The following is a 26,405-nucleotide window of genomic DNA, read 5'->3' as shown; positions in this document are numbered from 1 at the left end:
CCTGCGCGCCGTGGACAACGCTTCGAGCAGGAGTGAACCGTGACCTACGTGATCGCCGAGCCCTGCGTGGACGTGCTCGACAAGGCCTGCATCGAGGAGTGCCCTGTCGACTGCATCTACGAGGGCGGGCGGATGCTCTACATCCACCCCGATGAGTGCGTCGACTGCGGTGCCTGCGAGCCGGTCTGCCCGGTGGAGGCCATCTACTACGAGGACGACGTGCCGGACGAGTGGGCCGCCTACACGAAGGCGAACGTGGACTTCTTCGACGAGCTCGGTTCGCCGGGCGGCGCGGCCAAGGTGGGCAAGGTCAACAAGGACGTCGAGCCCGTCACGAGCCTGCCGCCGCAGGGCGAATGAGTTCCGCGAACGGCCCGGGCGCGGCGTCGTCCGGGCCTCGTGGTCCGCAGCTGCCGCAGTTCCCGTGGGACTCGCTGGCGCCGCACAAGGCGACCGCCGCGGCCCACCCCGACGGCATCGTCGACCTGTCGGTCGGCACCCCGGTCGACCCGGTCCCGGAGAACCTGCGGCAGGCGCTGCGGTCGGTCTCCGAGGTCCCGGGCTACCCGGCCACGCACGGCACGGCCGCGCTGCGCGAGGCGGCCGCGGAGTCGATGCGGCGGCGCTACGGCGTCGACGACGTCGAGCCGGACGCGGTGCTGCCGACCATCGGCTCCAAGGAGCTGGTGGCCTGGTTGCCGACGCTGGCCGGCGTGCGGCCGGGCGACGTCGTGGCCATCCCGGAGCTGGCGTACCCGACCTACGAGGTCGGCGCGAAGATCGCCGGTGCGGAGGTGGTCCGGCTGGCCCCCGGGGAGCCGCCGCCGGACGGCACCGCGCTGCTCTGGCTGAACTCGCCGTCGAACCCGACCGGCCGGGTCCTCGACGCGGGGCAGCTGGCCGCGCAGGTGCGCGCCGCGCAGGACGCGGGCGCGGTGGTGGCCTCCGACGAGTGCTACCTGGCGCTGGGCTGGGACGCCGACCCGGTGTCGGTGCTGCACCCGTCGGTGGGCGTGCCGCGCACGGGACTGCTCGCGGTGCACTCCCTGTCGAAGTCCTCGAACCTGGCCGGCTACCGCGCCGGGTTCGTCACCGGTGACCCCGACCTGGTCGCGCGGCTGCTGGAGCTGCGCAAGCACGCGGGCATGATCGTGCCCCGGCCGGTCCAGGAGGCGGTCACCGCCGCGCTGCGCGACGACGAGCACGTCGCCGTCCAGCGCGAGCGGTACGCCGAGCGGCGCGCGGCGCTGCGCCCGGCCCTGGAGGCGGCCGGGTTCCGCATCGAGCACTCGCAGGCGGGCCTGTACCTGTGGGCCACCCGCGGCGAGGACGCCTGGCGGACGGTGGAATGGCTGGCGCAGCGCGGCATCCTGGCCGCCCCGGGCACCTTCTACGGCCCGGAGGGCGGCGCCCACGTCCGGATCGCGCTGACGGCGACCGACGAGCGCATCGCCGCCGCGGTCAAGCGCCTCTAGGACCTGCGGCGGCGCCGGGTGAGCCCCGGACCTGAAGCAGCGGCTCCGCCGCGCTCCTGAAGAGCACCTCGCTTCCCGGGGCGGCTCCTGCTGTTCAGCGGGAGCCGCCCCGGAGCTGCTGGGCCTCCTCGGCCAGCTTGGCCCAGGCCTCCGGCCAGCGGGCGCGGCGGTCGGCCTTGCGGAGCTCCTCGCGCTCGACCAGCCGGCCGGCGACGAACGCGGCCTCGGCGTCGGAGCCCCCGGCCAGTTCGCGCAGGCGCTGCTCGGCCACGCAGGCGTCCTGGTGCTCGCCGAGCACGTCCTGGAAGTTCTTGGCGGCCTTGATCAACCGCCGCACCGGTTTGCCCAGCGCCGGTTCGGCCAGCTCGGCGGTGTAGCGGACCTTCTTGCCGCGGATGCGCAGCGCGTGCAGCCGCTCGTCCGGCGGGTCGGCGTCCAGCGCGTCGACGTCCTCGCGCAGCTTGCGGAACTGCCGCAGCACCAGGTCGCGCAGCGCCTTCTCGCCACCGTCCGATTCGGACTTCGCGGCGGGCAGGCCCTCGGTCGCGGCCTCCAGCCGGGCGAGGAGCTCGCGGTAGCGGTCGCTGTCCAGCGCGGCGAGCAGATCGCCGCGCGCGTGCGCGTACTCGGCGTCCAGCCCGGCCAGCAGCCGCGCGGCGGCCTCCTGCTCGGGCAGGTCGGCCGCCTCCTCGCGCAGGTGCTCCAGCAGGACGTCGAGGTCGCGGACGGGGCCCAGCGCGCGGCCCAGCCAACCCAGCTCGGCGCGCAGCGGCTCGGAGCGCTCGCGGTCCAGGAACGGGCGGGCGGACTGCAGCATCGCGCGCATCCGGCGCACCGAGACCCGCATCTGGTGCAGCTCTTCGGGATCCGAGCCCTCGCGGGTGCCCGGTGCGTGCTCCCGCAGCGCCGCCAACCGGGTCGCCAGCCCGGATCGAACCTGCTTCACCACCCCGCCGGAACCCATCCACCGATGGTAGAACGCCCGGATCGGTCGTGGGGAAGTCTCGTCACGCGGGTGGAGGCGTGCTCCACCGCGCGCGAAGTCCCGTCGCGGGACCGGACTTCACGCGCGGTGCGCCGGTTCTCGCGCCCCCGGCGTCAGTCGTTGGCGTGCAGCGCGGCGTTGAGCTCGACCTTGCCGCCGGTCTTGTTGACCACCTCGACCGCGCCGGTGGTGGAGTTGCGGCGGAACAGCAGGCCGCTGCCGCCGGAGACCTCGGCGGCCTTGGTCAGCGTGCCGTCCGGCAGGGTGACCTTGGTGCCCGCGGTGACGTAGAGCCCGGCCTCGACGACGCAGTCGTCGCCGAGGGAGATCCCGATGCCCGCGTTGGCGCCGAGCAGGCAGCGCTCGCCGATGGAGATGACCTCCTTGCCGCCGCCGGACAGCGTGCCCATGATCGACGCGCCGCCGCCCACGTCGGAGCCGTCGCCGACCACGACGCCGGCCGAGATGCGACCCTCCACCATGGACGCGCCCAGCGTCCCGGCGTTGAAGTTCACGAAGCCCTCGTGCATCACGGTGGTGCCGCTGGCCAGGTGAGCGCCCAGCCGGACCCGGTCGGCGTCGCCGATGCGCACGCCGGACGGGATCACGTAGTCGACCATCCGCGGGAACTTGTCGATGCTGTAGACGGTGACCGGGCCGCGCGCCTTGAGCCGCAGCCGGGTGGCCTCGAAGCCCTCGACCGGGCAGGGGCCGTGGTTGGTCCACACGACGTTGGACAGCAGCCCGAACTGGCCGTCCAGGCTCACCCCGTGCGGGCGGACCAGGCGGTGCGAGAGCAGGTGCAACCGCAGGTAGACGTCGTGGGTGTCGGCCGGGGCGTCGGAGAGCTTGCCGGTCTCGGTGCGCACCGCGACGATCTCCACGCCGCGGGCGTCGTCCCGCCCGAGCAGCGCGGCGCCGGCTTCCCCGAGGGACTCGGCCGCCTGCTCGGCGGTCAGCCGCGTGCTGCCCGCTTGACCGGGCTCGCCCAGCTTGACCGTGGGGAACCAGGTGTCGAGGACCGTGCCGTCGTCGGTCACGGTGGCCAGGCCCACCCCGTGGGCACCGGTGCTCTGCTGGTCGGGGAATGCGCTCATGTGCGAAACGGTAATCGGCAACGCCCGCCCCGGCCCGCACGGGGTCGGCCGATTCAGTCCCGCATCACCGAGGGCAGGTGGCACCCGGTGGTGATGCCGAGCTCGGTGCCGGTCGCGGTGCCGAAGGAGTAGACCGCGCCGTAGGTGTCGTTGCCGGTGATCTCGTGGTCGCCGGTGCGGTTGACGACGACCTCCGGGGCGGTGAATTCGAACTCCCCGGTGACCGCCTCGACGACCCGCGCGGCCCGCGGCCAGTCGTCGTCGCTGATGGTGCGCGGTGCCCGCCAGCGCTCCAGCACCCGGCTCTGCGCCTCGTCGATCGCGGGGAAGGTCGAGCAGGGCTGCGCCAGCTCGGGCTCGATCACGGTCCAGCCCAGCGGCCCGACGGCCTCGTCGAGCAGGTCGCGCAGCCGCCGCTGCATCTGCCGATACCGCGCGCTGACGTCCTCGATGCTCGGACGCTGCCGCAGCGCGCCTCGCGGATCCAACACGTGGCGACATCCTGCCCGATCGGACGCCGTCGGAACGCAACGTTCCGGCAAGAGGCGGTCGAACTGTGACTTAACGCGCGGGGAGTAGCCTGCCGGGCGTGAGTGGCTCGTTGGATCTCAAGTCGGACCCCGTTGAGTTGACCGCCGCGCTGGTCGACATCCCCAGCGTCTCGGAATCCGAGCAGGACATCGCCGACGCCGTGGAGCGGGCGCTGCGCGACCAGGCGCCGCACCTGGAAGTGGTGCGCAACGGCAACGCGGTGCTGGCGCGCACCGACCTGGGGCGGGACCAGCGGGTGGTGCTGGCCGGGCACCTGGACACCGTGCCGGTCAACGACAACCTGCCGGTTCGCCGGAGCGGGTCCGGCGACGAGGAGTTCCTGCACGGCTGCGGGACGGTGGACATGAAGGGCGGCGACGCGGTGCTGCTCAACGTGGCCGCCGCGCTGACCGAGCCGCGGCACGACCTGACCTTCGTGTTCTACGACTGCGAGGAGATCGAGGCCGAGCGCAACGGGCTGGGCCGCATCGAGCGCGAGCTGCCGGAGTGGCTCGACGGCGACCTCGCGGTCGTGGGCGAGCCGTCCAACGCCGCCGTCGAGGCGGGCTGCCAGGGCACCGTCCGCGTCCAGATCCGCACCTCCGGCGCCCGCGCACACACCGCGCGCGCCTGGATGGGTTCGAACGCGATCCACGCGGCGCGGCCGGTCCTGGCGCGGCTGGCCGAGTACGAGCCGCGCAACCCGGTCATCGACGGCCTGCAGTACCGCGAGGGCCTGCAGGCCGTGAAGATCGAGGGCGGCGTGGCGGGCAACGTGGTGCCCGACGAGTGCGTGGTGACGATCAACCACCGGTTCGCCCCGGACCGCTCGGCCGAGGACGCCGTCGCGCACCTGCGCGAGGTCTTCGACGGCTACGACCTGACCGTCACCGACTGCTCCGGCGGCGCGCTGCCGGGCCTGACCTCGCCGGCGGCCGCCGAGCTGGTCGCCGCCTCGAAGGCGGAGCCGGTGGCCAAGCTGGGCTGGACCGACGTCGCCAGGTTCGCCTCCAGGGGGATGCCCGCGGTCAACTTCGGGCCCGGTGACCCGACGCTGGCGCACACCCAGCAGGAGAACGTCCGCACCGCCGAGATCCGGCACTGCGCGGAGACGCTGCGGCGCTTCCTGAGCTGACCGGGAAGGCGCCGCTCACGCGGTGCCCACCACCTCGCTGTCCGGGCTCTCGGCGGGTTCGCCGTTGCCACCGCTGCGCTGCTGGGGCAGCGCGTGCTCGGCTGTGTGCTCCGGCAGCTCCGGCACCTCGGCCTCCGGGGCCTCGGCGTCCGAGGTCTCGGCGGGCTCCTCGGCGGCCGCGGGCCGCTGCTCCTGGGACCGGGCCGCCTCGGCGCGGCCGCCGCCCTTGACGGTGTCGACGAACTGCAGCAGCTCGACCGGGAACGGCAGCACGAGCGTCGAGTTCTGCTCCGCGGCCACCTCCACCACGGTCTCCAGCAGCCGCAGCTGCATCGCCTGCGGCGTGTCGCTCATGACGTGCGCGGCGTCGGCCAGCTTGCGGGAGGCCTGGAACTCGCCGTCGGCGGAGATGATCCGCGACCGGCGCTCCCGCTCCGCCTCGGCCTGCCGCGCGATCGAGCGCTCCATCGATTCCGGCAGGGAGACGTCCTTGATCTCCACCCGGTCGATGTGCACGCCCCAGCCCAGCGCGGGGCTGTCGATCATCAGCTCCAGGCCCTGGTTGAGCTTCTCGCGGTTGGACAGCAGGTCGTCGAGGTCGCTCTTGCCGATGATCGAGCGCAGCGAGGTCTGCGCGACCTGACCGACGGCGAACAGGTAGTCCTCGACGTTGATGATCGCCTTCTGCGGGTCCGCGACCTGGAAGTAGACCACCGCGTCGACCCGCACGGTCACGTTGTCGCGGGTGATGCCCTCCTGCGCGGGAACCGGCATCGTGACGATCTGGAGGTTGACCTTCCGAAGGTGGTCCACCACCGGGACGATCATGGTCAGCCCCGGTCCGCGGGTCAGCTGCTGCACCCGGCCGAAGCGGAAGACGACCCCCCGCTCGTACTGCCGGACGACCTTCAAGCTGGCGGCGACGTAGAGGACTCCGAGAGCGAGTATCGCGATCAGCAGTTCGATGATCATGGCGGTCTCCCGGGCTCGAATCTGCGTTGTCGGCCCGGCGACGCGTGGAGCGCGCCTGCGTAGATCGCGGAGACCTGCGTGGTGTGCGCGGCCTGCGTCGCCGCGCCACTCGATCTTTTCGTCCCATCGTACGCCGCTTGAAACCTCCATGAACAGGTATTTCCGGCTGCGCGAAGTGACGGCCTGGGCACCGGGAGCGATCGGCGGCTGCGTACGCTCGGGGCCATGAGCGAAGCCCGGTTCAACGGTGCGGAACGTCCGCAGGAGAAGCAACGCGGCCCCGTGGTGCTGCGCCGCTCGCGATCGAGCGAGCCCACCACCACCGACCAGCGGCTGCTCGACTCCAGAGGCCCCACGGACTGGGTGCACACCGACCCGTGGCGGGTGCTGCGCATCCAGGCCGAGTTCGTGGAGGGCTTCGGCGCGCTGGCCGAGGTGCCCCGCGCCGTCACCGTGTTCGGCTCCGCGCGCACCCCGCGCGAGCACCCCGAGTACGCCACCGGCATGGAGCTGGGCAAGGCGCTGGCCGACATCGGCTGCGCGGTGATCACCGGCGGCGGGCCGGGCGCGATGGAGGCGGTCAACCGCGGCGCGTCCGAGACCGGGGGGCTGTCCATCGGGCTGGGCATCGAACTGCCCTTCGAGCAGGGCCTGAACCCGTGGGTCGACCTGGGGGTCAACTTCCGGTACTTCTTCGTCCGCAAGACGATGTTCATGAAGTACGCCCAGGCGTTCATCTGCCTGCCGGGCGGCTTCGGCACCATGGACGAGCTGTTCGAGGCGCTGACCCTGGTGCAGACCAAGAAGGTCACCAAGTTCCCGGTCGTGCTGTTCGGCAAGGACTACTGGCAGGGCCTCTACGACTGGATCCGCAGCAGCATGCTGGAGTACGGCAAGATCGGGGAGAAGGACCTCGCGCTGCTGCACCTCACCGACGACATCGACGAAGCGGTCTCCCTGGTGCAGGAGGCCTACGAGGCTTGGGAGCAGACGCATTGAGCGCTGAGGCGACGGAACTCGGGGGGCCCGCTGCGGACGCGTCGGTCTGCGTCTACTGCGCGTCCGGGCCCGTTCCGCAGCACTACCTGGACCTCGCCGCCGAGGTCGGGCGCAAGATCGCCAAGCGCGGCTGGACGCTGGTCTCCGGCGGTGGTCGGGTGTCGATGATGGGCGAGCTGGCCCGCGCCGCCCGCGCCGACGGCGGCCGCACCGTCGGGGTCATCCCGCGCGCGCTGCTGGACAAGGAGGTCGGCGACACCGACAGCGACGAGCTGCTGGTGGTCGACACCATGCGCGAGCGCAAGGGCCTGATGGACGCGCACGCCAGCGCGTTCCTCACGCTGCCCGGCGGGATCGGCACCTGCGAGGAGCTCTTCGAGATCTGGACCTCGCGCTACCTGGGCATGCACGCCAAGCCGGTGGTGCTGCTCGACCCCGACGGGCACTACGCGGGCCTGCTGGAGTGGCTGCGCGGCATGGTCGACAGCGGTTTCGCCTCGGCGCGCTCGCTGGAGGCGCTGCAGGTGGTCAACGACGTCGACGAGGCGCTGGACCGCTGCGCGGGGTGATGGCCGTCCCGGGGTCGCGCTGCTCGGCGGTGCGCGGACCGCGGGCGCAGCTCCGGGTGGAGCCACCTGCGGCCGAGTCCCGCACCTGGTGCGGCGGCTCCGCCGCCCTTCCGCGCGAAGGGGCGCAACCCGCTCAGCGCACGTCCAGCGCCTGCTTGAGCAGGTCGGTCAGCTGGTCGGTGGGGACGTCCGGCAGGACTTCGCGCAGCACCGGGGCCAGCCGCATCCAGCGGGACTGCGCGCGCGGGGCGCTGGGGTGCTCGCGGGCGAGCTCCTCGTTGAGCTCGGCCAGGCGCCACTGCGCCTCGGGCAGGTGCAGGTCCGGTTCCTGCTGATCGAGGACTCCGGCCAGCTCCACGAGGTACGCGCGGAGCTGGTCCAGCGCCGCGCGGCTCGGGGAGTGGTCGGCTGCGGCGTCCAGCAGGCCGGCGCCGTTGGTCGATTGCTTCGCGCTGTGGTCGGCCACGGGAAAGCTCCTGGTCAACTGGGCCGGGTGCGGGTCGACTACGAAGTCTGCTCGCCCTCGGTGCCGCCTGCGGCGGGTTCGCGTCCGTGCCACCCGAACGGCCCAGGAGCAGGTCATGACCGATTTCACTTTCGGTCAGATCGGAAAAGGACCTTGGTCCTGTTGCGCACGGGCGATGACACCGCGGGCAAATATCCGTAGAGTCGCTACCCGTGAAGGCTGATGCGCTCCGCGGCCATCTGGACGCCCTGCTGCTGGCAACGCTGGACGGCAAGGCGCTGCATGGGTACGCGATCATCGAAGCGCTGCAGGAACGCAGCGGCGGCGCTCTCGACCTGCCCACCGGCACGGTCTACCCGGCGCTGCGCAGACTCGAACGCGCCGGGTACGTGCAGAGCACCTGGAGCACGGTCGGCGGCAGGCAGCGCCGCACCTACCGGCTCACCCCGGCGGGGCAGCAGACCCTGCAGGCCGAGCGGCGCGCCTGGCAGGAGTTCACGCACGCCATCGAGGGCGTGCTGAAGGCGCCCGCGCAGGCGTAGCAGCTGCTCGGCGACGGGCCGCGCGGCGCAGCGCCCCGCACCCCGGGCTGGTCCCCGGCCATCGCCCGGCCTCCCGGTGGCGCGTGCCACGATGGCGTGCGTGGCTAGTGCGCTGATCTATCTGTTCGTGGTGCTGGCGGTCGCCGCCGTGGTCTACCTGCTGGCGGCGCTGGTGTTCGGCCGCGGCGAGGAGCTCGCACCGCTGCCCCCCGGGGCGACGCCCACCCGGCTGCCCCCGACGGGCATCGAGGGGTCCGACGTGCGCGAGCTGCGCTTCCAGCAGGTCCTGCGCGGCTACAAGGCCGCGGAGGTGGACTGGGCGCTGGAGCGCCTCGCGGGCGAGCTCGACGAGCTGCACGGCCGCATCGCCACCCTGGAGCGCCAGCTCGACGCCGCGGGCGAGCGGCTCCAGGAAGCCCGCGCGGAGGACGAGTGAACCCGGCGGGGACCGAGGGAGGAGCGCGGTGAGCGAGCGAGCCGTGGTCGGCGAGGACGGCAGGGCGCGCTGCCCGTGGAGCGCTGGGCAGGACGACTACATGGCCTACCACGACCACGAGTGGGGCGTGCCGCTGCGCGGCGTGCCGGAGCTGTTCGAGCGGATCACGCTGGAGGCCTTCCAGTCCGGTCTGTCCTGGCTGACCATCCTGCGCAAGCGCCCCGCCTTCCGGAAGGCCTTCGCCGGCTTCGACCCGGCGGCGGTCGCCGCCTTCACCGAGACCGACCGGCAGCGGCTGCTCTCCGACGCGGGCATCGTGCGCAACCGGGCCAAGGTCGACGCGGCGATCAACAACGCCCGCGCGGTGCTCGAGCTGGACCGCCCGCTGGACGACCTGCTGTGGTCCTTCGCCCCGGAGCGGCGCGAGCGGCGGCCCGAGCGGCTCGACGAGGTGCCCGCCACGACGCCCGAGTCCAAGGCCATGGCCTCCGAGCTCAAGCGCCGCGGCTTCGCCTTCGTCGGCCCCACCACCTGCTACGCGCTGATGCAGGCCACCGGCATGGTCGACGACCACCTCGCCGGCTGCTGGCGGGTCACCGGCCGGTGAAGTTGGGGTCGCGCTTCTCGACGAAGGCCGCGACCGCCTCGCGGTGGTCCTCGGTGCCGCCGGCCTCGTTCTGGGCGCCCGCCTCGACCGCCAGGGCCTCGTCCAGGCCCTCGGAGGCCGCCGCGCGCATCGTCTCCTTGATCCGGGCGTAGGCGAAGGTCGGGCCCGCGGCCATCCGCGCCGCGAGCTCCTTGGCCGTGCTCAGCGCGTCGTCCACCACCTGGTTGACCATGCCGATGCGCAGCGCCTCGTCGGCGGGCACCGGCTGGGCCAGCAGCAGCATCTCCATGGCCCGGCCGTAGCCGATCAGCCGCGGCAGCGTCCACGAGGCGCCCGAGTCGGTGGACAGGCCCACGTTGGCGAAGGCCATCAGGAACTTCGACCCGGTCTGCGCGATGCGCAGGTCGCTGGCGTAGGCGATGGAGGCGCCCGCGCCCGCGGCGGTGCCGTTGACCGCGGCGATCACCGGCTTGGGCATGTTGGCCACGGCCTTGGTGATCGGGTTGTAGTGCTCCTCGACGGTGCGCAGCGGCATGTCCGAGCCCGAGGACAGCAGCTCGATGTGCTCCTTGAGGTCCTGCCCGGCGCAGAACGCCTTGCCCGCCCCGGTGATCACCACGGCCCGCACCGAGTCGTCGGCCGCGGCGTCGCGCAGCGCGGTCAGCAGGGCCTCCTTGAGCTCGACGTCGAGCGAGTTGAACGACTCGGGGCGGTTCAACGTGAGCAGGCGCACACCAGCGTCGTCCTCGGTCAGCAGTACGTCGGTCACTTCCAGCTCCTTGCCTCGGCATGCAGTGCGCGCGGGATTTCCAATGTGGACCACGTGATCCCCTCGCGTCCCGGGTGGACGGTGTTCCCGCAGGTCGTTCGAGCCTTCACCGGCCGGAGGGGACACGCCCAAGCCGATCCGATCCGGAGAGTGCCCGGACCGGTGCTCCCGGTGACGTCCGGCGCGGCCGAAAAAGCCCGCACAGCGGGTGAGTCTGCCAGGCCGTGTCGTTATTCGACCAGCGCACGGCGACACGAGTTGATCGGTTCGGTTTCGTCTCCGCCTCGGGATAGGGGAGAATGGAGGAGGACCCGTCTGGTTGTGGCGATCAGCGGGGTGGATGTTCACGGAGGGAGCACGCTATGGCGGCCATGAAGCCCCGGACCGGAGACGGTCCCCTCGAGGTGACCAAGGAGGGACGCGGCATCGTGATGCGCGTTCCGCTTGAGGGTGGTGGGCGGCTCGTCGTCGAGATGTCGCTCGAGGAGGCGCAGAACCTGGGTGACGCCCTGGAGTCGGCCACCGGCTGAGGCCGCTGCGCGACGATCGAGCGGCGCCGCACGTCAGCCCCGGGCGCGGAGCCGCCGTCGTCGCCGAGACGACAACACGTCGACGGGTGGCGAAGACGCTTTTGCCGCTGTCGGGCCCCGGCGCCGCAGGCGGGTGCCGGGGCCTCTCGTCGAGCAACGACATGTCGACCCGGCCGCGCCCCGCGGCGGCCGGGTCGGCGGTAGTTTCGACCGCGTCCCCGCGGTCCACCCAGGAAGGTCTTCTCGTGTCCGGTGCCTCCGTGTTCCGCTCCGCCCAGCCCGCCAGGCCGGTGGAGCCCGAACTGCCCGTGATCCCGACCGCACTGGTCGAAGTGGACGTGGTGCGCGAATGGCGCGACGGCCTGCCCGGTGCGGTCGCCGTCCGCGAAGGCGAGTCCGGACCGGACCTGGACGCCGCGGCCGAGCCGTTCGGCGTGGACCCGGCCGCGCTGCGGGCCGTGGGCGCCTCCGCCTCGGCCGGGGACGTCAAGCCCTTCCCGCTGCCCGCGGGCGGCATCGGCTGGGCGGTCGGCGTGGGCGACGGCGCGGCGAGCGCGTGGCGCACCGCCGGTGCGGCGCTGGCCCGGGCCGTGCGCGAGCGGCTCGGCGGCGCGTCCGACACCGAGGACGAGACGGGCGACCTCGGCGAGGCCTCGGACGCCGACTACCTGCAGGTCCGGCTGCCCGCCGAGGCCGACGAGCAGCTGCTGACCGAACTGACCCTGGGCCTCGCGCTGGGCGGCTACCGCTTCAAGGTCACCGGTGCGGCGCCCGCTCCTCGGCTGCGCAAGGTGCTGCTGGTGGCCTCCGGCGACGCCGACGTGCAGCCGCAGCGCGAGGTCGTGCGCCGCGCCCGCGAGCTCGCCGCGGCGACCGCGCTGGCCCGCGACCTGGCCAACGCGCCGTCGAACGTCAAGGACCCCGCTTGGCTGACCGGCACCGGCCGCTCGCTGGCCGAGCCGCTGCCGAACCTCACCGCCACCGTGCGCGACGAGAAGTGGCTGGCGGACAACGGTTTCGGCGGCATCCTCGCGGTCGGCGGGGGCTCGGCCCGCCCGCCGCGGCTGCTGGAGCTGGACTACCGGCCGGCCGGGGCCACCGGCCCGCACCTCGTGCTGGTGGGCAAGGGCGTCACCTTCGACACCGGCGGCATCTCGCTCAAGCCCGCCGACGGCATGCACCTGATGCGCACCGACATGTCCGGCGGCGGCGCGGTGATCGGCGCGCTGCTGGCCATCGCCCGCCTGGGGCTGCCGGTCAAGGTGACCGGCCTGGTCCCCTCGGCGGAGAACCACGTCTCCGGCAGCGCCTACCGCCCCGGCGACGTGGTGCGCCACTACGGCGGCAAGACCACCGAGGTCGGCAACACCGATGCCGAGGGCCGCATGGTGATGGCCGACGCCCTGGCCTACGCGGTGGACCAGCTCAACCCGGACCTGCTGCTGGACGTCGCCACGCTGACCGGTGCGATGAAGGTGGCCCTCGGGCTGCGCACCGGCGGCCTGTTCGCCACCGACGACGACCTGGCGCGCAGGGTCGCCGAGGCGGGCGCGGACGCGGGCGAGACCTGGTGGCGGATGCCGCTGCTGGAGGACCACGCGGAGGCGGTCGAGGGCGATCTGGCCGACGTCAAGCAGACCCCGACCGGCCCGGGCGGGGTCACCGCCGCGCTGTTCCTGCGGGAGTTCACCGCGGGCCTGCCGTGGGCGCACCTGGACATCGCGGGCCCGGCCCGGGCGGACAAGGACCACGCCGAGGTCACCACCGGCGCCACCGGCTTCGCGGCGCGCACCCTGGTCAACCTGGTGGCCGGACTGGCCGAGAGGTGAGCGCGGCGGTTCGGCCGGGAGCTCCGCCGCGAGTTGCCGGCCGAACCGCGGGGGCGGGTTCCCCTCCGGCGAGCGGGCGAGCTGCCCGCACCGCCGAGCGAGACGACCTCGACCCGCGCCTCAGGTCGCGTCCTCGTCGTACGGCGGCCGCTCGCCGGGGCTGAGGGGCTTGGACTCGGCCGGCTTGGCCGCGGGCGCCGAGCCGCTGCCGTTGCTGCTGGAGCCGTTGCCGCTGAGGTCGTCGAGCGGGTTCTCGCCCTCGAACAGGTGCTTGGTGACCGCGGTCTTCGGGTTGAAGTTGCGCACGCTGCGCAGGTCGTTGAGCGGCTTCTGCAGCTGGTCGAACTCGTCGCCCATCTCCGAGCGGAGCTGCTCGCGCGCGCCCGAGGCGTAGTCGCGGACCTGGCGGACCGCCTTGCCCAGCCACGCCGCGCCCTCGGGAAGCCGCTCCGGTCCCAGCACGAACAGCCCGACCAATGCGAGCACCAGGATCTCGGGCCACCCGACGCTATCGAACACCTCGTGACTCCTCCGGGATCCTCGCGGCCAGCGGGCCGGACACGGCCGAACCGATACACCACCAGACTACCGACCGGGTGACACCGGGTAGATAGGGGAAGTGGCGCAACATGGACTCGCCCGCGGGCGGTGGCCCCGGGTTCACTTGAGGGTCACGTCCAGGACCAGTTCCCGACCCTGCCGGACCACCGTCACCGGCACGGTCTGCCCGATCTGGTGCCGGTCCACGGCCACGATCAGCTCGTCGGCGCTGCGGACCTTGCGGTCGCCGACCTTGATGATCACGTCGCCCTCGGCGATGCCCGCTTCCGCGCCGGCGCCGCCGTCCCGCACGTTCTGCACCTGGGCGCCGTCGGCCAGCCCGTCGCTGACCGATTTCGCGTTCACCCCGAGGTCGGCGTGCCGGACGGCGCCGGTGCGGATCAGCTCCTGGGCGATGCGCCGCGCGTCGTCGATCGGGATCGCGAAGCCGAGGCCGATCGAACCGCCCTCGCCGCCCTGGCCGAGGGTGCGGATGGCGCTGTTGATGCCGACCACCGCGCCGTTGCCGTCGACCAGCGCCCCGCCGGAGTTGCCCGGGTTGATCGCCGCGTCGGTCTGGATGGCGTCGATGACCGCGTTGGTGTCGGTGCCCTGCCCGGCCAGCCGCACCGGCCGGTGCACCGAGCTCACGATGCCGGTGGTCACGGTGCCCGCGAGCCCCAGCGGCGAGCCGATGGCGATCACGTCGTCGCCGACCTTGAGGCCGTCGGAGTCGCCGAGCTGGGCGACCGTCGGGTTGCTGACCTCGACCTTGAGCACCGCCAGGTCGGTCTTGACGTCCCGGCCGACCACCCGGGCCGGTGCGCGGGTGCCGTCGTGGAACACCGCCGAGACCTTCGCGCTCGGCGTGTCGGCGGCCATCGAGACGACGTGGTTGTTGGTCAGCACGTAGCCGTTGCCGTCGATCACCACGCCGGAACCGGAACCGCCCTGGCCGCCCACCCTGACCTCGACCGAGACCACGGCGGGAACCACGCGCCGCGCGACCTGCCCGACCTCGCCGTTCGGGCGGTCCGCGCCGGGCTTGACCTCGGCGAGCGTGACGTCCGGGTTGACCAGCGGATTGCCCTCCTCGGCGGTGATCCGGCCGAGGAAGCCGCCGGCCAGCCCGACCAGCAGCGCCACCACGCCGAGCACCGCCAGGGCCTTCGGGTGCACGCGGCGGCCGAACAGCACCTCGCGGGTGCTCAGCAGCGGGCCGGGCTCGCTGGGCCCGTGCGCGTCGGACGCGGCCTCGTCGACCGCGGGCGGCCCGAGGACCGCTCCGGCGGCGGGGTTGCGCCAGGGATCGCGCTCGTCGGCGCCCCACAGCGCGCGCTCGTCCGAGGGCTCGGGCTCACCGGGGCGCTCGCCGGGGGCGCGCTGCAGGCGCTCGGGGCTGTTCGGCGGGCGGCTGAAGGCCTGGGTGAGGGCTTCGGCCGGCGGCGGCGCCTGGGTCAGGCCGCGGGTGCTCAGCCGGTCCTGGTCCGGGTCGAAGCTGCCGGTGACGCCCTCCGGGCGGCCGAAGGCGGCCTGCTGCGCCGGGTCGGCCGAGGGGCGGCGCAGCGGCCGCGGCGCCAGCCGGTCGTGACCGTTGCTGCCCTGCGCGGGAGCCGGGCCGAACTGCTCGGCCGGCACGCTGCGGCCCGCGGGCGCGCCACCCTGCCAGGGGTGCACGGGTTGCTGACCCGCTTCGGGCGAGTCCCGGCGCGGTTCCTCGGCGTCCGGGCCCGGCGCGGGCGTTCCAGGCTGGTCGCTCATCGCTCCCCGGGGCTGTGCGGTCGTCTCGTCGATTCGAGTGGATCACACACACGATAGGCGTGCGTCCGAGGACCCCATTCTGCCGGGACGCGGGTGAAGTCGGTGTCAGTTGGCGGGGGTGGCCGAGGCAGTCGCCTCGGCGGACTCGGTCACCGACGGCTCGGGCGCGGTGGGCTCGCCGACGGCGGTCGACGTCGCGGCCGAGGACGGCGCCGGTGCGGTCTCGGGCGCGGGGGAGCCCGCCGGCCGGGCGGCCGAGCTGGACTCCTCGGGCAGCACCGTGTGCCCGGCGGCCGGGAGCACGGCGTTGGAGAAGTCGTCGCCGGGCAGCGGCACCGGCGTCACCGGCCTGCCCTCGTCGTCGGGCAGGTTCATGAACGCCAGCGCGCCGAGCACCAGCCCGGAGAACACCACGCCCGCGCCCTGCTTGGTGCGGCGCCCGGCCCGCCTGCTCGCCTCATCGGCGGTCTCGAAGGGTCCGACGCCGAGCGGTCGCGCCCCTCCCAGGGGCGTCGATGATCCCAACCGCGAACCACCGCCCAGCTTCTCCGCGCGTTCGGATCGGGTGGTCGTGACCAGCTGGCCGTCCTCGCTGAGCGCCAGGCCCTCGGGGGCCCCGGGCAGCTCGGCGGTTCCGGGAATGGCCTGCAGCGCCTGCAGGAGAGCGGGAGAGACCGACGGGACCTCGGCTTCCTTCACCGCCGCGCGGGCCTGCCGCTGCGTGGTGGCCTCCGCGCTGCACGCGGGGCAATGAGCCAGGTGAGCGACCGCGCGGTCATGGGCGCTCGCGCTGAGCTCGCCGTCGACGAAGGCGACGATCGCGTCCAGCGCGAGGTGCTGCTCGGGCAGCCCCCACCCCCGCAGAGCCGTCATCCGTCCAACCTCCGCGCTTGTTCTCGGCGGGCCTCCATCGTGCTCTTGAGCATCTGGCGCCCGCGGTGGATCCTGCTGCGCACAGTACCCAGCTTCACCCCGAGGGTGGCGCCGATCTCCTCGTAGGAGAGGCCTTCGACGTCGCAGAGCACGACCGCGGCCCGGAACTCCGGCGGCAGCTCGTCGAGCGCCGCCTGCAGGTCGGGGTCGAGGTGGGTTTCGGAGAACACCTGCTCCGGGCTCGGCCCGCCGCCGGGCAGCCGCTCGGTGTCCTCCGGCAGGCCCTCCATGCGCAGGCGCGACCTGCGGCGGGCCATGTCCAGGAACAGGTTCGTGGTGATCCGGTGCAGCCAGCCCTCGAAGGTTCCGGGCTTGTAGTTGGCCAGGCTGCGGAACACCCGGATGAAGGTCTCCTGGGTGAGGTCCTCGGCGTCGTGCTTGTTGCCGGACAGCCGGAAGGCCAGCCGGTAGACCCGATCGGCGTGCTGCCGCACGACCTCGTCCCAGCTCGGCGGGGTCCAGTTGACCTCTTCGTCGGCGGGGGAGACGGGGCTGGGGACGCTTGCTTGCTGGGCCTGCGGCTCGGTGAGCTCCGGGGCCACGCGCATCGGCTGAGTTGCCATTGGCAGAAAAGCCACCTCCTGTGGGGTGCATCGGGTAGAACGAGCGAGCTGTTTCGGTTGTTCCCGAACCCGCTCGTCCTGGAGACGCCGATGGGTGCCGGTTATGACGTTCACCGTCGTCTCCCCTGGTGAAGTGGCGATGAGAGCTTCCTTAGAAGGATCTGAGAGTCTCGGTGAGCCTCCTCTCACCCGGTCGCCGGAGTCGGGCGATCACAGCGGGTGACGAAACCTTGCGCTCGGAAACGGCCGTCTAACGATGTGGGCCGAAGTGATCAGTTCCGCCGCGCACCTCGATAGCCTTCCTCCCCGTGATACCCGAGATGTCGGTGAGCGACGAGCCGCGGAGCGGCGAGCAGGAGCGTGCTCGCCCGGCCGGTTCCCCGGTCGGCGAGTCGACGCTGCACGTGCTGCGCTTCCTGGCCGCTTCGCTGCGCGCCAAGGCCGCAGTGGAGGTAGGCACCGGCACCGGGGACGGCGCGCTGTCGATCCTCGGGGGAATGGTCGACGGCGGCGTGCTGACCTCCATCGACGCCGACCCGGCGAAGCAGCGGGTGGCGCGGCGGACGCTGCGCGAGGCCGGCCACCAGCCGGGCGCTGCTCGGCTGATCACCGGACGCGCGCCCGAGGTGCTGCCGCGGCTGACCGACGGCGGCTACGACCTGGTCTCGATGGGTCCGGCGGGCGTGGACGCGCCGATGTACCTGGAGCTGGGCAAGCGGCTGCTGCGGCCCGGCGGAGTGATCGTCTTCGACGGCGTGCCGCCGAACCCGCCCGAGTCGCCGGGGGCGCTGGCCGCTTCGCTGCGCGAGCTGGTCCGGCTGATGCGCGACGACGAGGAGCTCGTCGCGGTGTCGCTCCCCACCGGGCCGGGCCTCCTGGTCGCCGCGAAGCGCTGACCCCGACCCCTTTCGATGAAAGAGGTCCCCGCGGCACCGCGGGGACCTCTTCCATCGAGAGGATCAGGCCGGGGAGACCGAGAGCAGCTTCCCGCTGAGGCCCCGGGCCCGGTTGGACAGGCGCTTGGCGATGTCCTGCAGCGTCGCCGCGGCCGGGGACTCCGGGTCCTCCAGGACCAGCGGCTTGCCCGAGTCGCCCGCCTCGCGCAGCCGCGGGTCCAGCGGGATCTGACCCAGCAGCGGGACCTCGGTGCCGACCGACCGGCTCAGCGAGTCGGCCACGATCTGCCCGCCGCCGCTGCCGAAGACGTCCACCTTCTGGCCGTCGGGCATCTCCATCCAGGACATGTTCTCCACGACGCCGGCCAGCCGCTGGCGGGTCTGCATCGCGATCGCGCCGGCGCGCTCGGCGACCTCGGCCGCCGCCTGCTGCGGGGTGGTGACCACCAGGATCTCGGCGTTCGGGATCAGCTGGGCGGTCGAGAGGGCGACGTCGCCGGTGCCCGGGGGCAGGTCCAGGAGCAGCACGTCCAGGTCTCCCCAGAACACGTCGGAGAGGAACTGCTGCAGCGCGCGGTGCAGCATCGGCCCGCGCCAGACGACCGGGGTGTTGCCCGGGGTGAACATGCCGATCGAGATGACCTTCACGCCGTGCGCCTCCGGCGGCATGATCATCTTCTCCACCTGGGTGGGCTTGCCCCCGGCGCCGAGCATGCGCGGCACCGAGTGGCCGTAGATGTCGGCGTCGACGACGCCCACCGACAGGCCGCGGGCGGCCATCGAGGCGGCCAGGTTGACCGTCACGCTGGACTTGCCGACACCGCCCTTGCCGGAGGCGACGCAGTAGACGCGGGTCATCGAGCCGGGCTCGGCGAACGGGATGCGCGGTTCCTCGGCGTCGCCGCGCAGGGACTTGCGCAGCTCGGTCCGCTGCTCGTCGCTCATCACGTCGAGCTCGACCTGCACCGAGGAGACGCCCTCGACCTCGGAGACGGCGTTCTCGACGCGCTGGGTGATCGTCTCGCGCATCGGGCAGCCGGAAACCGTCAGGTAGACCTCGACCTGCACCGCGCCACCGTCGCCGACGGACACGCTTTTGACCATGCCCAGGTCGGTGATCGGCTTGTGGATCTCCGGGTCCTCGACCTTGCTGAGGGCCTGCCGGACGGCCTCCTCGGTCGGCGTGGACTGCGTACTGGTCACGGTTACCTCGACATGCATTGGGAAACGTGGTGGGAACGGAGCCTGAGGCCCCGCGAACTAGCAGACTCTCACACCCCGATCCGGCACTCCCATGTTACGGACCGGTAGGCCCGGAGTGATAGGTCATGACCTGTGACGTCGCCGAGATCGGGGGCACTGCGCAGTCGGGTGACCGCGTTCCGTAATATCTCGGCCGTGGCCGAGATGGCTCTCGATCGATTACCCACGCAAAGCGAACTGTCGGCGTACCGCAGCTTTCTCCGCGCGCACGCCAGGGTCACGCGATGTCTGGAAGGCGACCTGATCGCCGAGCAGCGGCTCACGCTCGCCGCGTACGACGTGCTCGAAGCGCTGGCCGAAACGCCGGAGCACCGGCTCCGGATGACCGAGCTCGCCGACGTGGTGCTGCTCTCCCGGTCCGGTGTCACGCGGCTGGTCGACCGCCTCGAGAAGCTGGGCCTGGTGCGCCGGGTGCGGGTCGACTCGGACGGGCGCGGCGTGCAGGCCGTGATCACCGAGCGCGGGGAGGACCGCGTGCGGATGGCCGCCGCGACCCACCGCAACGGGATCGCCCGCTACTTCCTGTCCGTCGCCGACGGCGACCTCGAATCGCTCGTGCGCACCTGCGAGCGCCTGGCCGACGGGGGCGTCCCGTCCCCGCCGGGGCAGCGTGCGCAAGCATGAGCGGGTGAGCGAACCGGTTACCCACGGCCCCGCGGCGGGGCCCCGCGCCGATGCCGCGCGTCCAGCGACCATCCGCGCGGTGGGGCTGGTGCACCGCGACGAGCGGGGCCTGCTGCTGGTGCGCGCGGAGAACCAGCGCGCCTACTACCTGCCTGGGGGCAAGATCGACCCGGGCGAGACCGAGGTCGAAGCGCTCCGCCGCGAGGTCCGCGAGGAGCTCGGCGTCGAGCTGCGCGAACCGCGCTCCTTCGCCCGCTACGTCACCGACGCGGTGGGGCAGGGCGAGGGCGTCCAGGTCGACCTCGCCTGCTACACCGCCGAGCTCGAGGGCGCTCCCGCCCCGGCGGCGGAGATCGCCGACCTGCGCTACTGCACCCGCGCCGACTACCTCGCCGACCCCGAGATCCAAGCCCCGGCCATCGTCGAGCTCTACCGCGACCTGGAGAGCTAGCCCTTCTTCGTCAAAAGTCCCGACGCTCCGCACTGGGGACCTTTGATGAGAGAAGGCCACTCCCGCTCAATCCCGCGAGCGGGCCCTGCGCTTCTCCTGGGGGCTCTCGATGCCCGGGAGGTCCTCGCGGAGGCGGTCGAGCTCGCCGCGCAGGTAGTCGCGGGTGGCGACCTCGCCGATGGCCAGCCGCAGCGCCGCGAGCTCGCGCGCCAGGTAGTCGGTGTCGGCCTTGGTCTGCTCGGCCCGCGCCCGGTCCTCCTCCAGCGAGATCCGGTCGCGGTCGTCCTGGCGGTTCTGCGCCAGCAGGATCAGGGGCGCGGCGTACGAGGCCTGCGTCGAGAAGCACAGGTTGAGCAGGATGAACGGGTAGGGGTCCCAGCGGAGCCCGACCGCGAACAGGTTCAGCGCGATCCAGGTGATCACGAACAGGGTCATCCAGAACAGGAACTTCCCGGTGCCCAGGAAGCGGGCGACCCGCTCGGAGAGCTGTCCGAACAGTTCCGGGTCGAACGAGACGTTCCAGCGGTGCGGCGCGGCGGGCTGGTCGAGTCGGCGGTGGGTGAGCAGCTCGGGCATCAGCGGGCCTCCCCGGTCGTCGGCTGGTTGGCGTCCTGGTCGGGCAACCCGCCGATCCGCCAGCCCTCCGGGAGCAGGTGGTCGAGCAGGTCGTCCACGGTGACGGCCCCGATCAGGTGTTCCTCGTCGTCGAGCACCGGCCCGCACACCAGGTTGTAGGCGGCGAAGTAGCGGGTCAGCTCGGTCAGCGGCGCTCCCGGCGGCAGGCTCGCGAGATCGGTGTCCAGCGCTCCGGCGACCAGGTTCGACGGGGGTTCGCGCAGCAGCCGCTGCAGGTGCACGCAACCCAGGTACGGGCCGGTCGGGGTGGCGTTCGGCGGGCGGCAGACGAACACCACGCTGGCCACCGCGATCGGCAGGTCCGGGTTGCGCGCCAGCGCCAGCGCCTCGGCGATGGTGGCGTCCGGGGTGACCACCAGCGGCTCCGGCGTCATCAAGCCGCCCGCGGTGTCGGCCGAGTAGGCCAGCAGCCGCTTGACCGGCGCGGACTCCTCGGGCTTCATCAGCTCCAGCAGCCGGTTCTTGTCCACTTCGGACAGCTCGGCGAGCAGGTCGGCCGCGTCGTCGGGGTTCATCGCCTCCAGCACGTCGGCGGCCCGGCGGTCGTCGAGGTGGTCGAGCAGGTCCTTCTGGTCGTCCTCGGGAAGTTCCTCGACGACGTCGGCCAGCCGGTCGTCGTCGAGCGCCTCGGCGACCTCGTAGCGCCGCTTGTTCGGCAGCCCGTGCAGGGTGCTGGCGACGTCGACCGCGCGCATCGTGTCGAACATGGCCAGCAGCTGCTGCACGCCCTGCGGGCGGCCGGTGACCTCGGCGAACTCCAGGCCGGAGACCTGGTCCCAGTCGACCACCCTGGTCGGCCCGCGGCGGCCCAGCCTGCCGGTGCGATCGCGCACCGCGAGCTTGGTCAGCTGCCAGTCGCGGGTGCGGGTCTGCTCCAGCGCGGCGTCGACCAGCACCGCGGGCGAACCCTCGGCGCTGACTCGCGCGTCCAGCAGCTGACCGAGCACCAGCAGCTCGTTGGGCCGCTTGTGGAACTGCCGGAGGTTCACCGAACCGGTCGCGAGGGTGACCGCGCCGGCCTCGATGCGGGTGACCCGCAGCATCGGCACGAAGATCCGGCGCCGGGTCGCCAGCTCCACCACCAGGCCGAGAACGCGCGGCGGTCGCCGCCGGACGCTGAGCCCGGCGACCACGTCGCGAACCCGCCCGATGGACTCGCCGTCCGGTCCGAACACGGACAGCCCGGCCATCCGGGCGACGAAGACCCTGGTAACGGCCGCCACGTCGATCAGGCTAGGCACAACCGGCCTGATCCGCCGGGCGGCGTGGTAGACACCTGGGCATGAGCATGGTGGATGGTTCCCGGCGAAGCTGCCTGGCGGTTCCCGGATCGAGCGCGAAGATGATCGACAAGGCCCGCGGGCTCGCCGTCGACCAGTTCTTCCTGGACCTGGAGGACGCCGTCGCGCCGCTGGCCAAGGCCGAGGCGCGGGAGCGGATCGCGGGCGCGCTCGGCGAGGGCGGCTGGGACGGCAAGATCCGCTCGGTGCGGGTCAACGCGCTCGACACCGAGTGGACCTACCGCGACGTGGTGACCGTCGTCGAGGGCGCGGGCGCGCAGCTGGACACGATCATCCTGCCCAAGGTCTCCAGCCCCGACCACGTGCGCTGGCTGGACCTCACGCTGAGCCAGATCGAGCGCGCGATCGGCCTGCCGCCGGGACGCATCGGCATCGAGCCGCAGATCGAGGACGCGCGCGGGCTCGTCGAGATCGACGCCATCGCGACCGCCTCGTCGCGGGTTCGGGCGCTGGTCTACGGGCCCGCGGACTTCATGGCCTCGATCAACATGCGCTCGCTGGTGGTCGGGCACCAGCCGCCGGGCTACGACGTCGGCGACGCGCACCACTACACGCTGATGCGCATCCTCACCGCTGCGCGCGCCGCCGGGGTGCAGGCGATCGACGGGCCGTACCTGCAGATCAAGGACGTCGACGGGTTGCGCCGCGTCGGCGGCAGGTCCGCTGCGCTGGGCTTCGACGGCAAGTGGGTGCTGCACCCCGCGCAGGTGGAGGCGGTCAACGAGCTGTTCTCGCCGCGCCAGGAGGACTACGAGCACGCGGAGAACATCCTCGACGCCTACGAGTGGCACACCTCGGCCGCGGGTGGCGCGCGCGGCGCGGCGATGCTCGGCGACGAGATGATCGACGAGGCCTCCCGGAAGATGGCCCTGGTCATCGCGGGCAAGGGGCGGGCGGCGGGCATGACCCGGAACGACCCCTGGCAGCCCCCGGAATGAGCGGTTCGGCCGATTACCGCACCCCCGCCGGTGGTGTAGTAATCGGCCGGACGGGGCTGACGAGAGGCGGAGCGGGCGAGTGGACATCCGGGAGAACCCGCGGGAGCTGCGGCTGGCGCTGGCCATGCGCGGTGGGGCGAGCATGGCGGTGTGGATCGGCGGCGCCGTCGCGGAGATCAATCGGCTGCGCGAATCCCTCTCCCCCGGAGCGGATTCCGAGCACCCGTGGGCGAGGTTGGCGAAACTGGTCGGCTACGACGCGGTTTCGGTCGACGTGCTCGCCGGTGCCTCCGCCGGGGGCCTGAACGCGGCGCTGCTCGCCGCGGACCTGGTCCACGGCACGCCCTTCGAGCGGATGCGGCGCACCTGGGTGCGACTGGCCGACGTGGAGGCGATGGCCCGTCCGGTGCCGCGGTTCTGGCAGCCCGGCCCCGAATCCCTGCTCGACGGCGACGGCTACTTCCGCTCCGCGCTGGCCCGTGCGCTCGCCGAGGGCGCGCGCCCGCCCGAGCAGCGGCCGGGCGCGCGCACCGACCTGCTGCTCACCGCGACGCTGCTGGACCCGATAGCCGAGCGGCACTTCGACGCGCGGCTGCGGCCGATGCGCGAGCTGCGCCGCGCGGCGATGTTCCGATTCCACCACGAGGGCGCCGCGGGCGATCCGCTCTCGGACTTCGGCACCGATCCGGAGCCGACCGCGCTGCGGCTCGCGCACGCCGCGCGCAGCACCTCCTCGTTCCCGTTCGCCTTCGAGCCCGCGCGGGTGCACTCGTCGCCGGGCGAGCCGCCGCCGGGGGAGCCGAACATGCTCGGCCTGTTCTCCGAGACCACCGAGCGCGGCGGGCCCTTCCGGGTGATCGACGGCGGCGTGCTGGACAACATCCCGGTCACCGCCGCGATCGAGGCGATCGCGGCCTCCCCGGCCGACCGGCCGACCCAGCGCTACCTGCTGTACCTGAACCCGGATCCGAACGTCTCGCAGTCCCAGCGGCGCGAGCCCGCGCTCCCGCTGCCGGTGACCCTCGCCGCGCTGCGCGACCGGTTCGACCAGGAGTCGCTGCTGTCCGATCTGGACGCCCTCGACGAGCACAACCGGGCCGTGCGGGCGAACGACTCGCGCCGCGAGGCGCTGCTCGCCCCGCTGCTGTCCGCACCGGCGGCCGAGCGCCCCGCGGAGCTCGCGCGGCTCAGCGCCGCGGTCGAGTCCCAGCACGCGGTCGTGCGGGCCGAGCTGGACGCCGAGGCGGCGCACGCGCTGCTGACCGAGCCCGCCGGGAGCGAGGACGGCACCCTGCTGCCGCCGGTGGTCGGTGATCCGCTGGCCGGTTGGTCCGGCGAGGCCTGCGCATCCCTGCGGCAGCGGTTGACCGACGGCCTGGCCGAGATCGCGACCACCGGGATCTTCGACGACGTGCGCGGCCTGCGCGCGGCGATCGGGGAGTGCCTCGGCTGGGCCCGCGAGATCGAGCTGTTCGCGGCCGACCACGCCGCGATCGGCCGCTGCAAGGCCCGGCTGTACCGGCTGCAGCAGTTCGCCGCGGTGCTGCAGGGGCACGCCGACCGGTACTGGGTCGGCGGAGCTCGGTTGGAGCCGATAGTCGACGCCGGTGAGCTCGAGACGTGGGTTCGTCGGGTGACCGCGCGCCGCGACCGGCTGCAGCACCGCCTGCCCTCGCCGGTCGAGCCGCTGCTCGGCGCCGTGCTGGCCGCCGTCGACGACGGTGCCGGGTTCTCCCGCGCGCTGGCCGACTTCGCCGCCGAGCTCGGGTCCATCGTGGAGTCCTCGGGTGCCGACGCGGCCCCGGAGGAGTCCGGTGTGGACGCGGTCGCGCGGGCGCGCGCGGTGCTGCACGACCTGGCCGACCGGCTGGCCGCGGTCGCGCCGCCGCGCGCCGAGGTGCGCCCCGAGCACGTCGCGCACGCCATGCTGGAGGACGCCGACCGGCGCCCCGAGGTGCTGCGGCAGCTGGTCGTGCTCACCGCGCCGCTGGACCTGGAGCGGGCACCCGGTTCGCGCGTGGAGCTGCTGCGGGTGGTCAGCGACGAGCAGAGCCCGCTGCCGTTCACCGAGCTGCGCGAGGGCGACCGGCTGCGCATCCAGGACAAGATCCGGGGACTGGACCTGGGCAACTTCGGGGCGTTCCTGTCCGCCAAGTGGCGGGCCAACGACTGGATGTGGGGCCGGATGGACGCCGCGGCCGCGCTGGTCGGGCTGCTCACCGATCCCGCGCGGCTGGTGGCCCGGCACGGCGGTGCCGACGAGCTCGCCGACGCGCTGGCCGCGATCGTCAACCGGCCGACCGAGGCCGAGCTGGGCGCGCTCACCGAGGAGCGGACCAAGCAGTGGCGCGGCTTCCTCGCCGAGGTCTGGGCGCGGCACGCCGGCGAGGTGCACGCCGAGCTGGCGGCCCTGTTCGCCGGCTCGGCCGAGGGCGAGCCGCTGCCGCGCACCCGCGCGCTGCTCACCGAACGTCTGCAGTGGACGATCGCCGCGGCGGAGATCCCCTACGTGGAATCGGTCTCGACGGGCGCCGACGTGGCGGGCGGCGGGGAGACCGAGGTTCCCGCGCCGGCCGAGCTCAGCCGCGCGGTGGAGAGCTTCGACGTCGGGCGGCAGCGGGTCTCCGACCTGGGCGAGCCGCGCAGGCTGTCCATCGCCACCCGGCTCGGGCTGCTGGCCTACCGCGCGATCCGCCCGCGCGGGCGCGGCGTGGCCGCCTGGATCGGCAGGCGGGCGATGACCGCGCTCAAGCCGCTCTACCTGCTGCTGGCCTTCGCGGTGGCCGCCCCGACCCGCGCGGCGGTGCTCGGCTTCACCGGCGCCGCCGCGGGGACCCTGGCCGGGCCTCCGGTGGACGGGCTCGCCCCGCTGCCGCTGCTCGGCGGCGCGGGTCCCCCGCACCCGGTTCAGCTGGTGGGCCTGGCGCTCGTGCTGCTGCTGGCAGCCTGGGCGGGGCACCGGCTCACCTCCCGCCTGGGCGAAGGTGCGGTCCGGCTGGGCGCGGCGCTGCTCGTCGGGGCGGTCCTCGCCGGGAGCACCACGGCCCTCGTCGCCGCGGGCCTCCACCTGGGCCCGCTCACCATCGCGGTGCTGGCCGCGGTCCTCACCCACGCGGCCGCTCCCGCCTACCGCCCGGGCGCCAGGCTCGGCGCCTCAGCTCTCACCCTCGCGCTCTTCGCGGTCCTCCACCTGCTCGCCCCGCACCTCCCGCTGCTCCTGGTCGTCCTGGCCACCGCCTACGCCCAGACGACCTACGCAACCACCTTCGACGTCCTACCCCCACGCCCCCGCCCCCGAACCCCCTGAAACCCACCCCACCTGCGCAAACCGCCCGCGGTGGCCAAAATGCCTCGAATTCCGCCGGTGGAAAACCCTCGAATTCGGCCTGGTGAGTTCGAGGGTTTTTGGCGGTTGTCGCCCGGGTGGGCGATAGGTGGTTCGGGGGTGGTCGGGTGGTGTTGGTGATCTCGCGGAGGCGGGTACGGGTAGCCTGGGAGGTGGTGGGCGTGGTGACCGCGGGAGCTCCCGCGCCGCGTTCACCGAGGTAGTACCGCAC

General features: G+C 73.2%; 28 protein-coding genes. 15 read left to right on the top strand and 13 right to left on the bottom strand.

Going from position 1 to position 26,405, the window contains the following annotated elements; all coding sequences use genetic code 11:
* Positions 1-39: 39 nt before the first annotated feature.
* A complete protein-coding gene (gene fdxA, locus ACFQRI_RS17510; protein ID WP_132619637.1) occupies positions 40-360 on the top strand; it encodes a ferredoxin in 321 nt (106 codons plus the stop codon).
* Positions 357-1,475: a succinyldiaminopimelate transaminase gene (dapC, locus tag ACFQRI_RS17505; RefSeq protein ID WP_380669845.1), complete on the top strand. Its 1,119-nt coding sequence runs from the start codon at positions 357-359 to the stop codon at positions 1,473-1,475. Before fdxA ends, dapC begins: the two co-directional genes overlap by 4 nt.
* Before the next feature lie 94 nt (positions 1,476-1,569).
* Here the strand turns inward: dapC and ACFQRI_RS17500 are convergent, their stop codons facing one another.
* The 3 genes from ACFQRI_RS17500 to ACFQRI_RS17490 all read right to left on the bottom strand — a co-directional run bounded on the left by ACFQRI_RS17500 (position 1,570) and on the right by ACFQRI_RS17490 (position 4,048).
* Positions 1,570-2,439 (bottom strand): CHAD domain-containing protein, encoded by an 870-nt coding sequence (locus ACFQRI_RS17500; RefSeq protein WP_380669843.1) that lies wholly within the window; start codon positions 2,437-2,439, stop codon positions 1,570-1,572.
* Between the two features lie 134 nt (positions 2,440-2,573).
* Complete coding sequence (gene dapD / locus ACFQRI_RS17495; protein WP_380669841.1) at positions 2,574-3,557, bottom strand: 2,3,4,5-tetrahydropyridine-2,6-dicarboxylate N-succinyltransferase; 984 nt, start codon at positions 3,555-3,557, stop codon at positions 2,574-2,576.
* Between the two features lie 53 nt (positions 3,558-3,610).
* Positions 3,611-4,048 (bottom strand): LppA family lipoprotein, encoded by a 438-nt coding sequence (locus ACFQRI_RS17490; RefSeq protein WP_380669839.1) that lies wholly within the window; start codon positions 4,046-4,048, stop codon positions 3,611-3,613.
* A 98-nt stretch (positions 4,049-4,146) separates the two neighbouring features.
* On the opposite strand from ACFQRI_RS17490, the gene dapE reads away from it, so the two are divergent.
* Positions 4,147-5,223, top strand: coding sequence for a succinyl-diaminopimelate desuccinylase (dapE, locus tag ACFQRI_RS17485; RefSeq protein WP_380669837.1), 1,077 nt, complete (start codon positions 4,147-4,149; stop codon positions 5,221-5,223).
* 15 nt (positions 5,224-5,238) lie between these two features.
* Here the strand turns inward: dapE and ACFQRI_RS17480 are convergent, their stop codons facing one another.
* Positions 5,239-6,195, bottom strand: a complete 957-nt coding sequence (locus ACFQRI_RS17480; protein ID WP_380669835.1) for a slipin family protein — start codon at positions 6,193-6,195, stop codon at positions 5,239-5,241.
* 225 nt (positions 6,196-6,420) lie between these two features.
* Between ACFQRI_RS17480 and ACFQRI_RS17475 the strand changes: the two genes are divergently transcribed.
* Positions 6,421-7,194, top strand: coding sequence for an LOG family protein (locus ACFQRI_RS17475; protein WP_380669833.1), 774 nt, complete (start codon positions 6,421-6,423; stop codon positions 7,192-7,194).
* The gene (locus ACFQRI_RS17470) at positions 7,191-7,763 is read left to right on the top strand and encodes an LOG family protein (RefSeq protein ID WP_380669831.1); all 573 of its coding nucleotides are present in this window, start codon (positions 7,191-7,193) and stop codon (positions 7,761-7,763) included. Before ACFQRI_RS17475 ends, ACFQRI_RS17470 begins: the two co-directional genes overlap by 4 nt.
* A gap of 133 nt (positions 7,764-7,896) precedes the next feature.
* Here the strand turns inward: ACFQRI_RS17470 and ACFQRI_RS17465 are convergent, their stop codons facing one another.
* Positions 7,897-8,229 carry a hypothetical protein gene (locus tag ACFQRI_RS17465; protein ID WP_380669829.1) on the bottom strand — a complete coding sequence of 111 codons (333 nt, stop codon included), beginning with the start codon at positions 8,227-8,229 and terminating at the stop codon, positions 7,897-7,899.
* A gap of 212 nt (positions 8,230-8,441) precedes the next feature.
* Here ACFQRI_RS17465 and ACFQRI_RS17460 point away from each other — a divergent pair, with 212 nt between their 5' ends.
* From ACFQRI_RS17460 to ACFQRI_RS17450, 3 genes are all read left to right on the top strand, one after another.
* A complete protein-coding gene (locus ACFQRI_RS17460) occupies positions 8,442-8,771 on the top strand; it encodes a PadR family transcriptional regulator (RefSeq protein ID WP_380669827.1) in 330 nt (109 codons plus the stop codon).
* A 100-nt stretch (positions 8,772-8,871) separates the two neighbouring features.
* Positions 8,872-9,207 carry a DivIVA domain-containing protein gene (locus tag ACFQRI_RS17455; RefSeq protein WP_380669825.1) on the top strand — a complete coding sequence of 112 codons (336 nt, stop codon included), beginning with the start codon at positions 8,872-8,874 and terminating at the stop codon, positions 9,205-9,207.
* Positions 9,208-9,235: 28 nt separating this feature from the next.
* On the top strand, positions 9,236-9,814 hold the full coding sequence (locus tag ACFQRI_RS17450) for a DNA-3-methyladenine glycosylase I (RefSeq protein WP_380669823.1): 579 nt from the start codon (positions 9,236-9,238) through the stop codon (positions 9,812-9,814).
* Here the strand turns inward: ACFQRI_RS17450 and ACFQRI_RS17445 are convergent.
* A complete protein-coding gene (locus ACFQRI_RS17445; protein ID WP_380669821.1) occupies positions 9,801-10,583 on the bottom strand; it encodes an enoyl-CoA hydratase-related protein in 783 nt (260 codons plus the stop codon). The two genes, ACFQRI_RS17450 and ACFQRI_RS17445, sit on opposite strands and share 14 nt — an antisense overlap.
* 362 nt (positions 10,584-10,945) lie before the next feature.
* Between ACFQRI_RS17445 and ACFQRI_RS17440 the strand changes: the two genes are divergently transcribed.
* A complete protein-coding gene (locus tag ACFQRI_RS17440) occupies positions 10,946-11,113 on the top strand; it encodes a DUF3117 domain-containing protein (RefSeq protein WP_344125915.1) in 168 nt (55 codons plus the stop codon).
* A 290-nt stretch (positions 11,114-11,403) separates the two neighbouring features.
* Positions 11,404-12,942: a leucyl aminopeptidase family protein gene (locus ACFQRI_RS17435; RefSeq protein ID WP_380669929.1), complete on the top strand. Its 1,539-nt coding sequence runs from the start codon at positions 11,404-11,406 to the stop codon at positions 12,940-12,942.
* Positions 12,943-13,062: 120 nt separating this feature from the next.
* Here the strand turns inward: ACFQRI_RS17435 and tatB are convergent, their stop codons facing one another.
* The 4 genes from tatB to sigE all read right to left on the bottom strand — a co-directional run bounded on the left by tatB (position 13,063) and on the right by sigE (position 16,739).
* The gene (gene tatB, locus ACFQRI_RS17430) at positions 13,063-13,461 is read right to left on the bottom strand and encodes a Sec-independent protein translocase protein TatB (protein ID WP_380669819.1); all 399 of its coding nucleotides are present in this window, start codon (positions 13,459-13,461) and stop codon (positions 13,063-13,065) included.
* Between the two features lie 141 nt (positions 13,462-13,602).
* A complete protein-coding gene (locus tag ACFQRI_RS17425; RefSeq protein ID WP_380669817.1) occupies positions 13,603-15,243 on the bottom strand; it encodes a trypsin-like peptidase domain-containing protein in 1,641 nt (546 codons plus the stop codon).
* 105 nt (positions 15,244-15,348) lie between these two features.
* Positions 15,349-16,116, bottom strand: a complete 768-nt coding sequence (locus ACFQRI_RS17420) for a zf-HC2 domain-containing protein (RefSeq protein WP_380669815.1) — start codon at positions 16,114-16,116, stop codon at positions 15,349-15,351.
* Entirely contained in the window at positions 16,113-16,739 is a 627-nt protein-coding gene (gene sigE / locus ACFQRI_RS17415; protein WP_380669813.1) for an RNA polymerase sigma factor SigE, read from the bottom strand. Before sigE ends, ACFQRI_RS17420 begins: the two co-directional genes overlap by 4 nt.
* Before the next feature lie 320 nt (positions 16,740-17,059).
* On the opposite strand from sigE, the gene ACFQRI_RS17410 reads away from it, so the two are divergent.
* Complete coding sequence (locus ACFQRI_RS17410) at positions 17,060-17,635, top strand: O-methyltransferase (protein ID WP_380669811.1); 576 nt, start codon at positions 17,060-17,062, stop codon at positions 17,633-17,635.
* A gap of 63 nt (positions 17,636-17,698) precedes the next feature.
* Here ACFQRI_RS17410 and ACFQRI_RS17405 read toward each other — a convergent pair whose 3' ends face one another.
* Complete coding sequence (locus tag ACFQRI_RS17405) at positions 17,699-18,838, bottom strand: Mrp/NBP35 family ATP-binding protein (RefSeq protein ID WP_380669809.1); 1,140 nt, start codon at positions 18,836-18,838, stop codon at positions 17,699-17,701.
* Positions 18,839-19,042: 204 nt separating this feature from the next.
* On the opposite strand from ACFQRI_RS17405, the gene ACFQRI_RS17400 reads away from it, so the two are divergent.
* Positions 19,043-19,522, top strand: a complete 480-nt coding sequence (locus tag ACFQRI_RS17400) for a MarR family winged helix-turn-helix transcriptional regulator (protein ID WP_380669927.1) — start codon at positions 19,043-19,045, stop codon at positions 19,520-19,522.
* 4 nt (positions 19,523-19,526) lie between these two features.
* Positions 19,527-19,973 (top strand): NUDIX hydrolase, encoded by a 447-nt coding sequence (locus ACFQRI_RS17395; RefSeq protein WP_380669807.1) that lies wholly within the window; start codon positions 19,527-19,529, stop codon positions 19,971-19,973.
* A gap of 66 nt (positions 19,974-20,039) precedes the next feature.
* On the opposite strand, the gene ACFQRI_RS17390 is transcribed toward ACFQRI_RS17395, so the two are convergent.
* Together ACFQRI_RS17390 and ACFQRI_RS17385 are read right to left on the bottom strand one after the other, a co-directional pair.
* Complete coding sequence (locus ACFQRI_RS17390) at positions 20,040-20,549, bottom strand: DUF1003 domain-containing protein (RefSeq protein WP_380669805.1); 510 nt, start codon at positions 20,547-20,549, stop codon at positions 20,040-20,042.
* A complete protein-coding gene (locus ACFQRI_RS17385) occupies positions 20,549-21,832 on the bottom strand; it encodes a magnesium transporter MgtE N-terminal domain-containing protein (protein ID WP_380669803.1) in 1,284 nt (427 codons plus the stop codon). The genes ACFQRI_RS17390 and ACFQRI_RS17385 overlap by 1 nt, the downstream gene beginning before the upstream one ends.
* Positions 21,833-21,897: 65 nt before the next feature.
* On the opposite strand from ACFQRI_RS17385, the gene ACFQRI_RS17380 reads away from it, so the two are divergent.
* On the top strand, positions 21,898-22,848 hold the full coding sequence (locus ACFQRI_RS17380; RefSeq protein ID WP_380669926.1) for an HpcH/HpaI aldolase/citrate lyase family protein: 951 nt from the start codon (positions 21,898-21,900) through the stop codon (positions 22,846-22,848).
* A 79-nt stretch (positions 22,849-22,927) separates the two neighbouring features.
* On the top strand, positions 22,928-26,155 hold the full coding sequence (locus ACFQRI_RS17375; protein WP_380669801.1) for a patatin-like protein: 3,228 nt from the start codon (positions 22,928-22,930) through the stop codon (positions 26,153-26,155).
* Positions 26,156-26,405 lie beyond the last annotated feature (250 nt).

The organism is Saccharopolyspora griseoalba, from assembly GCF_042665275.1.
In the GTDB taxonomy this organism is placed as follows: domain Bacteria; phylum Actinomycetota; class Actinomycetes; order Mycobacteriales; family Pseudonocardiaceae; genus Saccharopolyspora; species Saccharopolyspora griseoalba.
The sequence above is the reverse complement of the archived record's forward strand: the minus strand, read 5'-3'. Positions and strand labels throughout refer to the sequence as shown.

Coding starts and splice junctions, on each gene's coding strand:
- dapC (WP_380669845.1), top strand. CDS start 357: ATGAGTTCCGCGAACGGCCCGGGCGCGGCGTCGTCCGGGCCTCGTGGT.
- ACFQRI_RS17500 (WP_380669843.1), bottom strand. CDS start 2,439: ATGGGTTCCGGCGGGGTGGTGAAGCAGGTTCGATCCGGGCTGGCGACC.
- dapD (WP_380669841.1), bottom strand. CDS start 3,557: ATGAGCGCATTCCCCGACCAGCAGAGCACCGGTGCCCACGGGGTGGGC.
- ACFQRI_RS17480 (WP_380669835.1), bottom strand. CDS start 6,195: ATGATCATCGAACTGCTGATCGCGATACTCGCTCTCGGAGTCCTCTAC.
- ACFQRI_RS17475 (WP_380669833.1), top strand. CDS start 6,421: ATGAGCGAAGCCCGGTTCAACGGTGCGGAACGTCCGCAGGAGAAGCAA.
- ACFQRI_RS17440 (WP_344125915.1), top strand. CDS start 10,946: ATGGCGGCCATGAAGCCCCGGACCGGAGACGGTCCCCTCGAGGTGACC.
- ACFQRI_RS17425 (WP_380669817.1), bottom strand. CDS start 15,243: ATGAGCGACCAGCCTGGAACGCCCGCGCCGGGCCCGGACGCCGAGGAA.
- ACFQRI_RS17420 (WP_380669815.1), bottom strand. CDS start 16,116: ATGACGGCTCTGCGGGGGTGGGGGCTGCCCGAGCAGCACCTCGCGCTG.
- sigE (WP_380669813.1), bottom strand. CDS start 16,739: ATGGCAACTCAGCCGATGCGCGTGGCCCCGGAGCTCACCGAGCCGCAG.
- ACFQRI_RS17410 (WP_380669811.1), top strand. CDS start 17,060: ATGTCGGTGAGCGACGAGCCGCGGAGCGGCGAGCAGGAGCGTGCTCGC.
- ACFQRI_RS17400 (WP_380669927.1), top strand. CDS start 19,043: ATGGCTCTCGATCGATTACCCACGCAAAGCGAACTGTCGGCGTACCGC.
- ACFQRI_RS17390 (WP_380669805.1), bottom strand. CDS start 20,549: ATGCCCGAGCTGCTCACCCACCGCCGACTCGACCAGCCCGCCGCGCCG.
- ACFQRI_RS17380 (WP_380669926.1), top strand. CDS start 21,898: ATGGTGGATGGTTCCCGGCGAAGCTGCCTGGCGGTTCCCGGATCGAGC.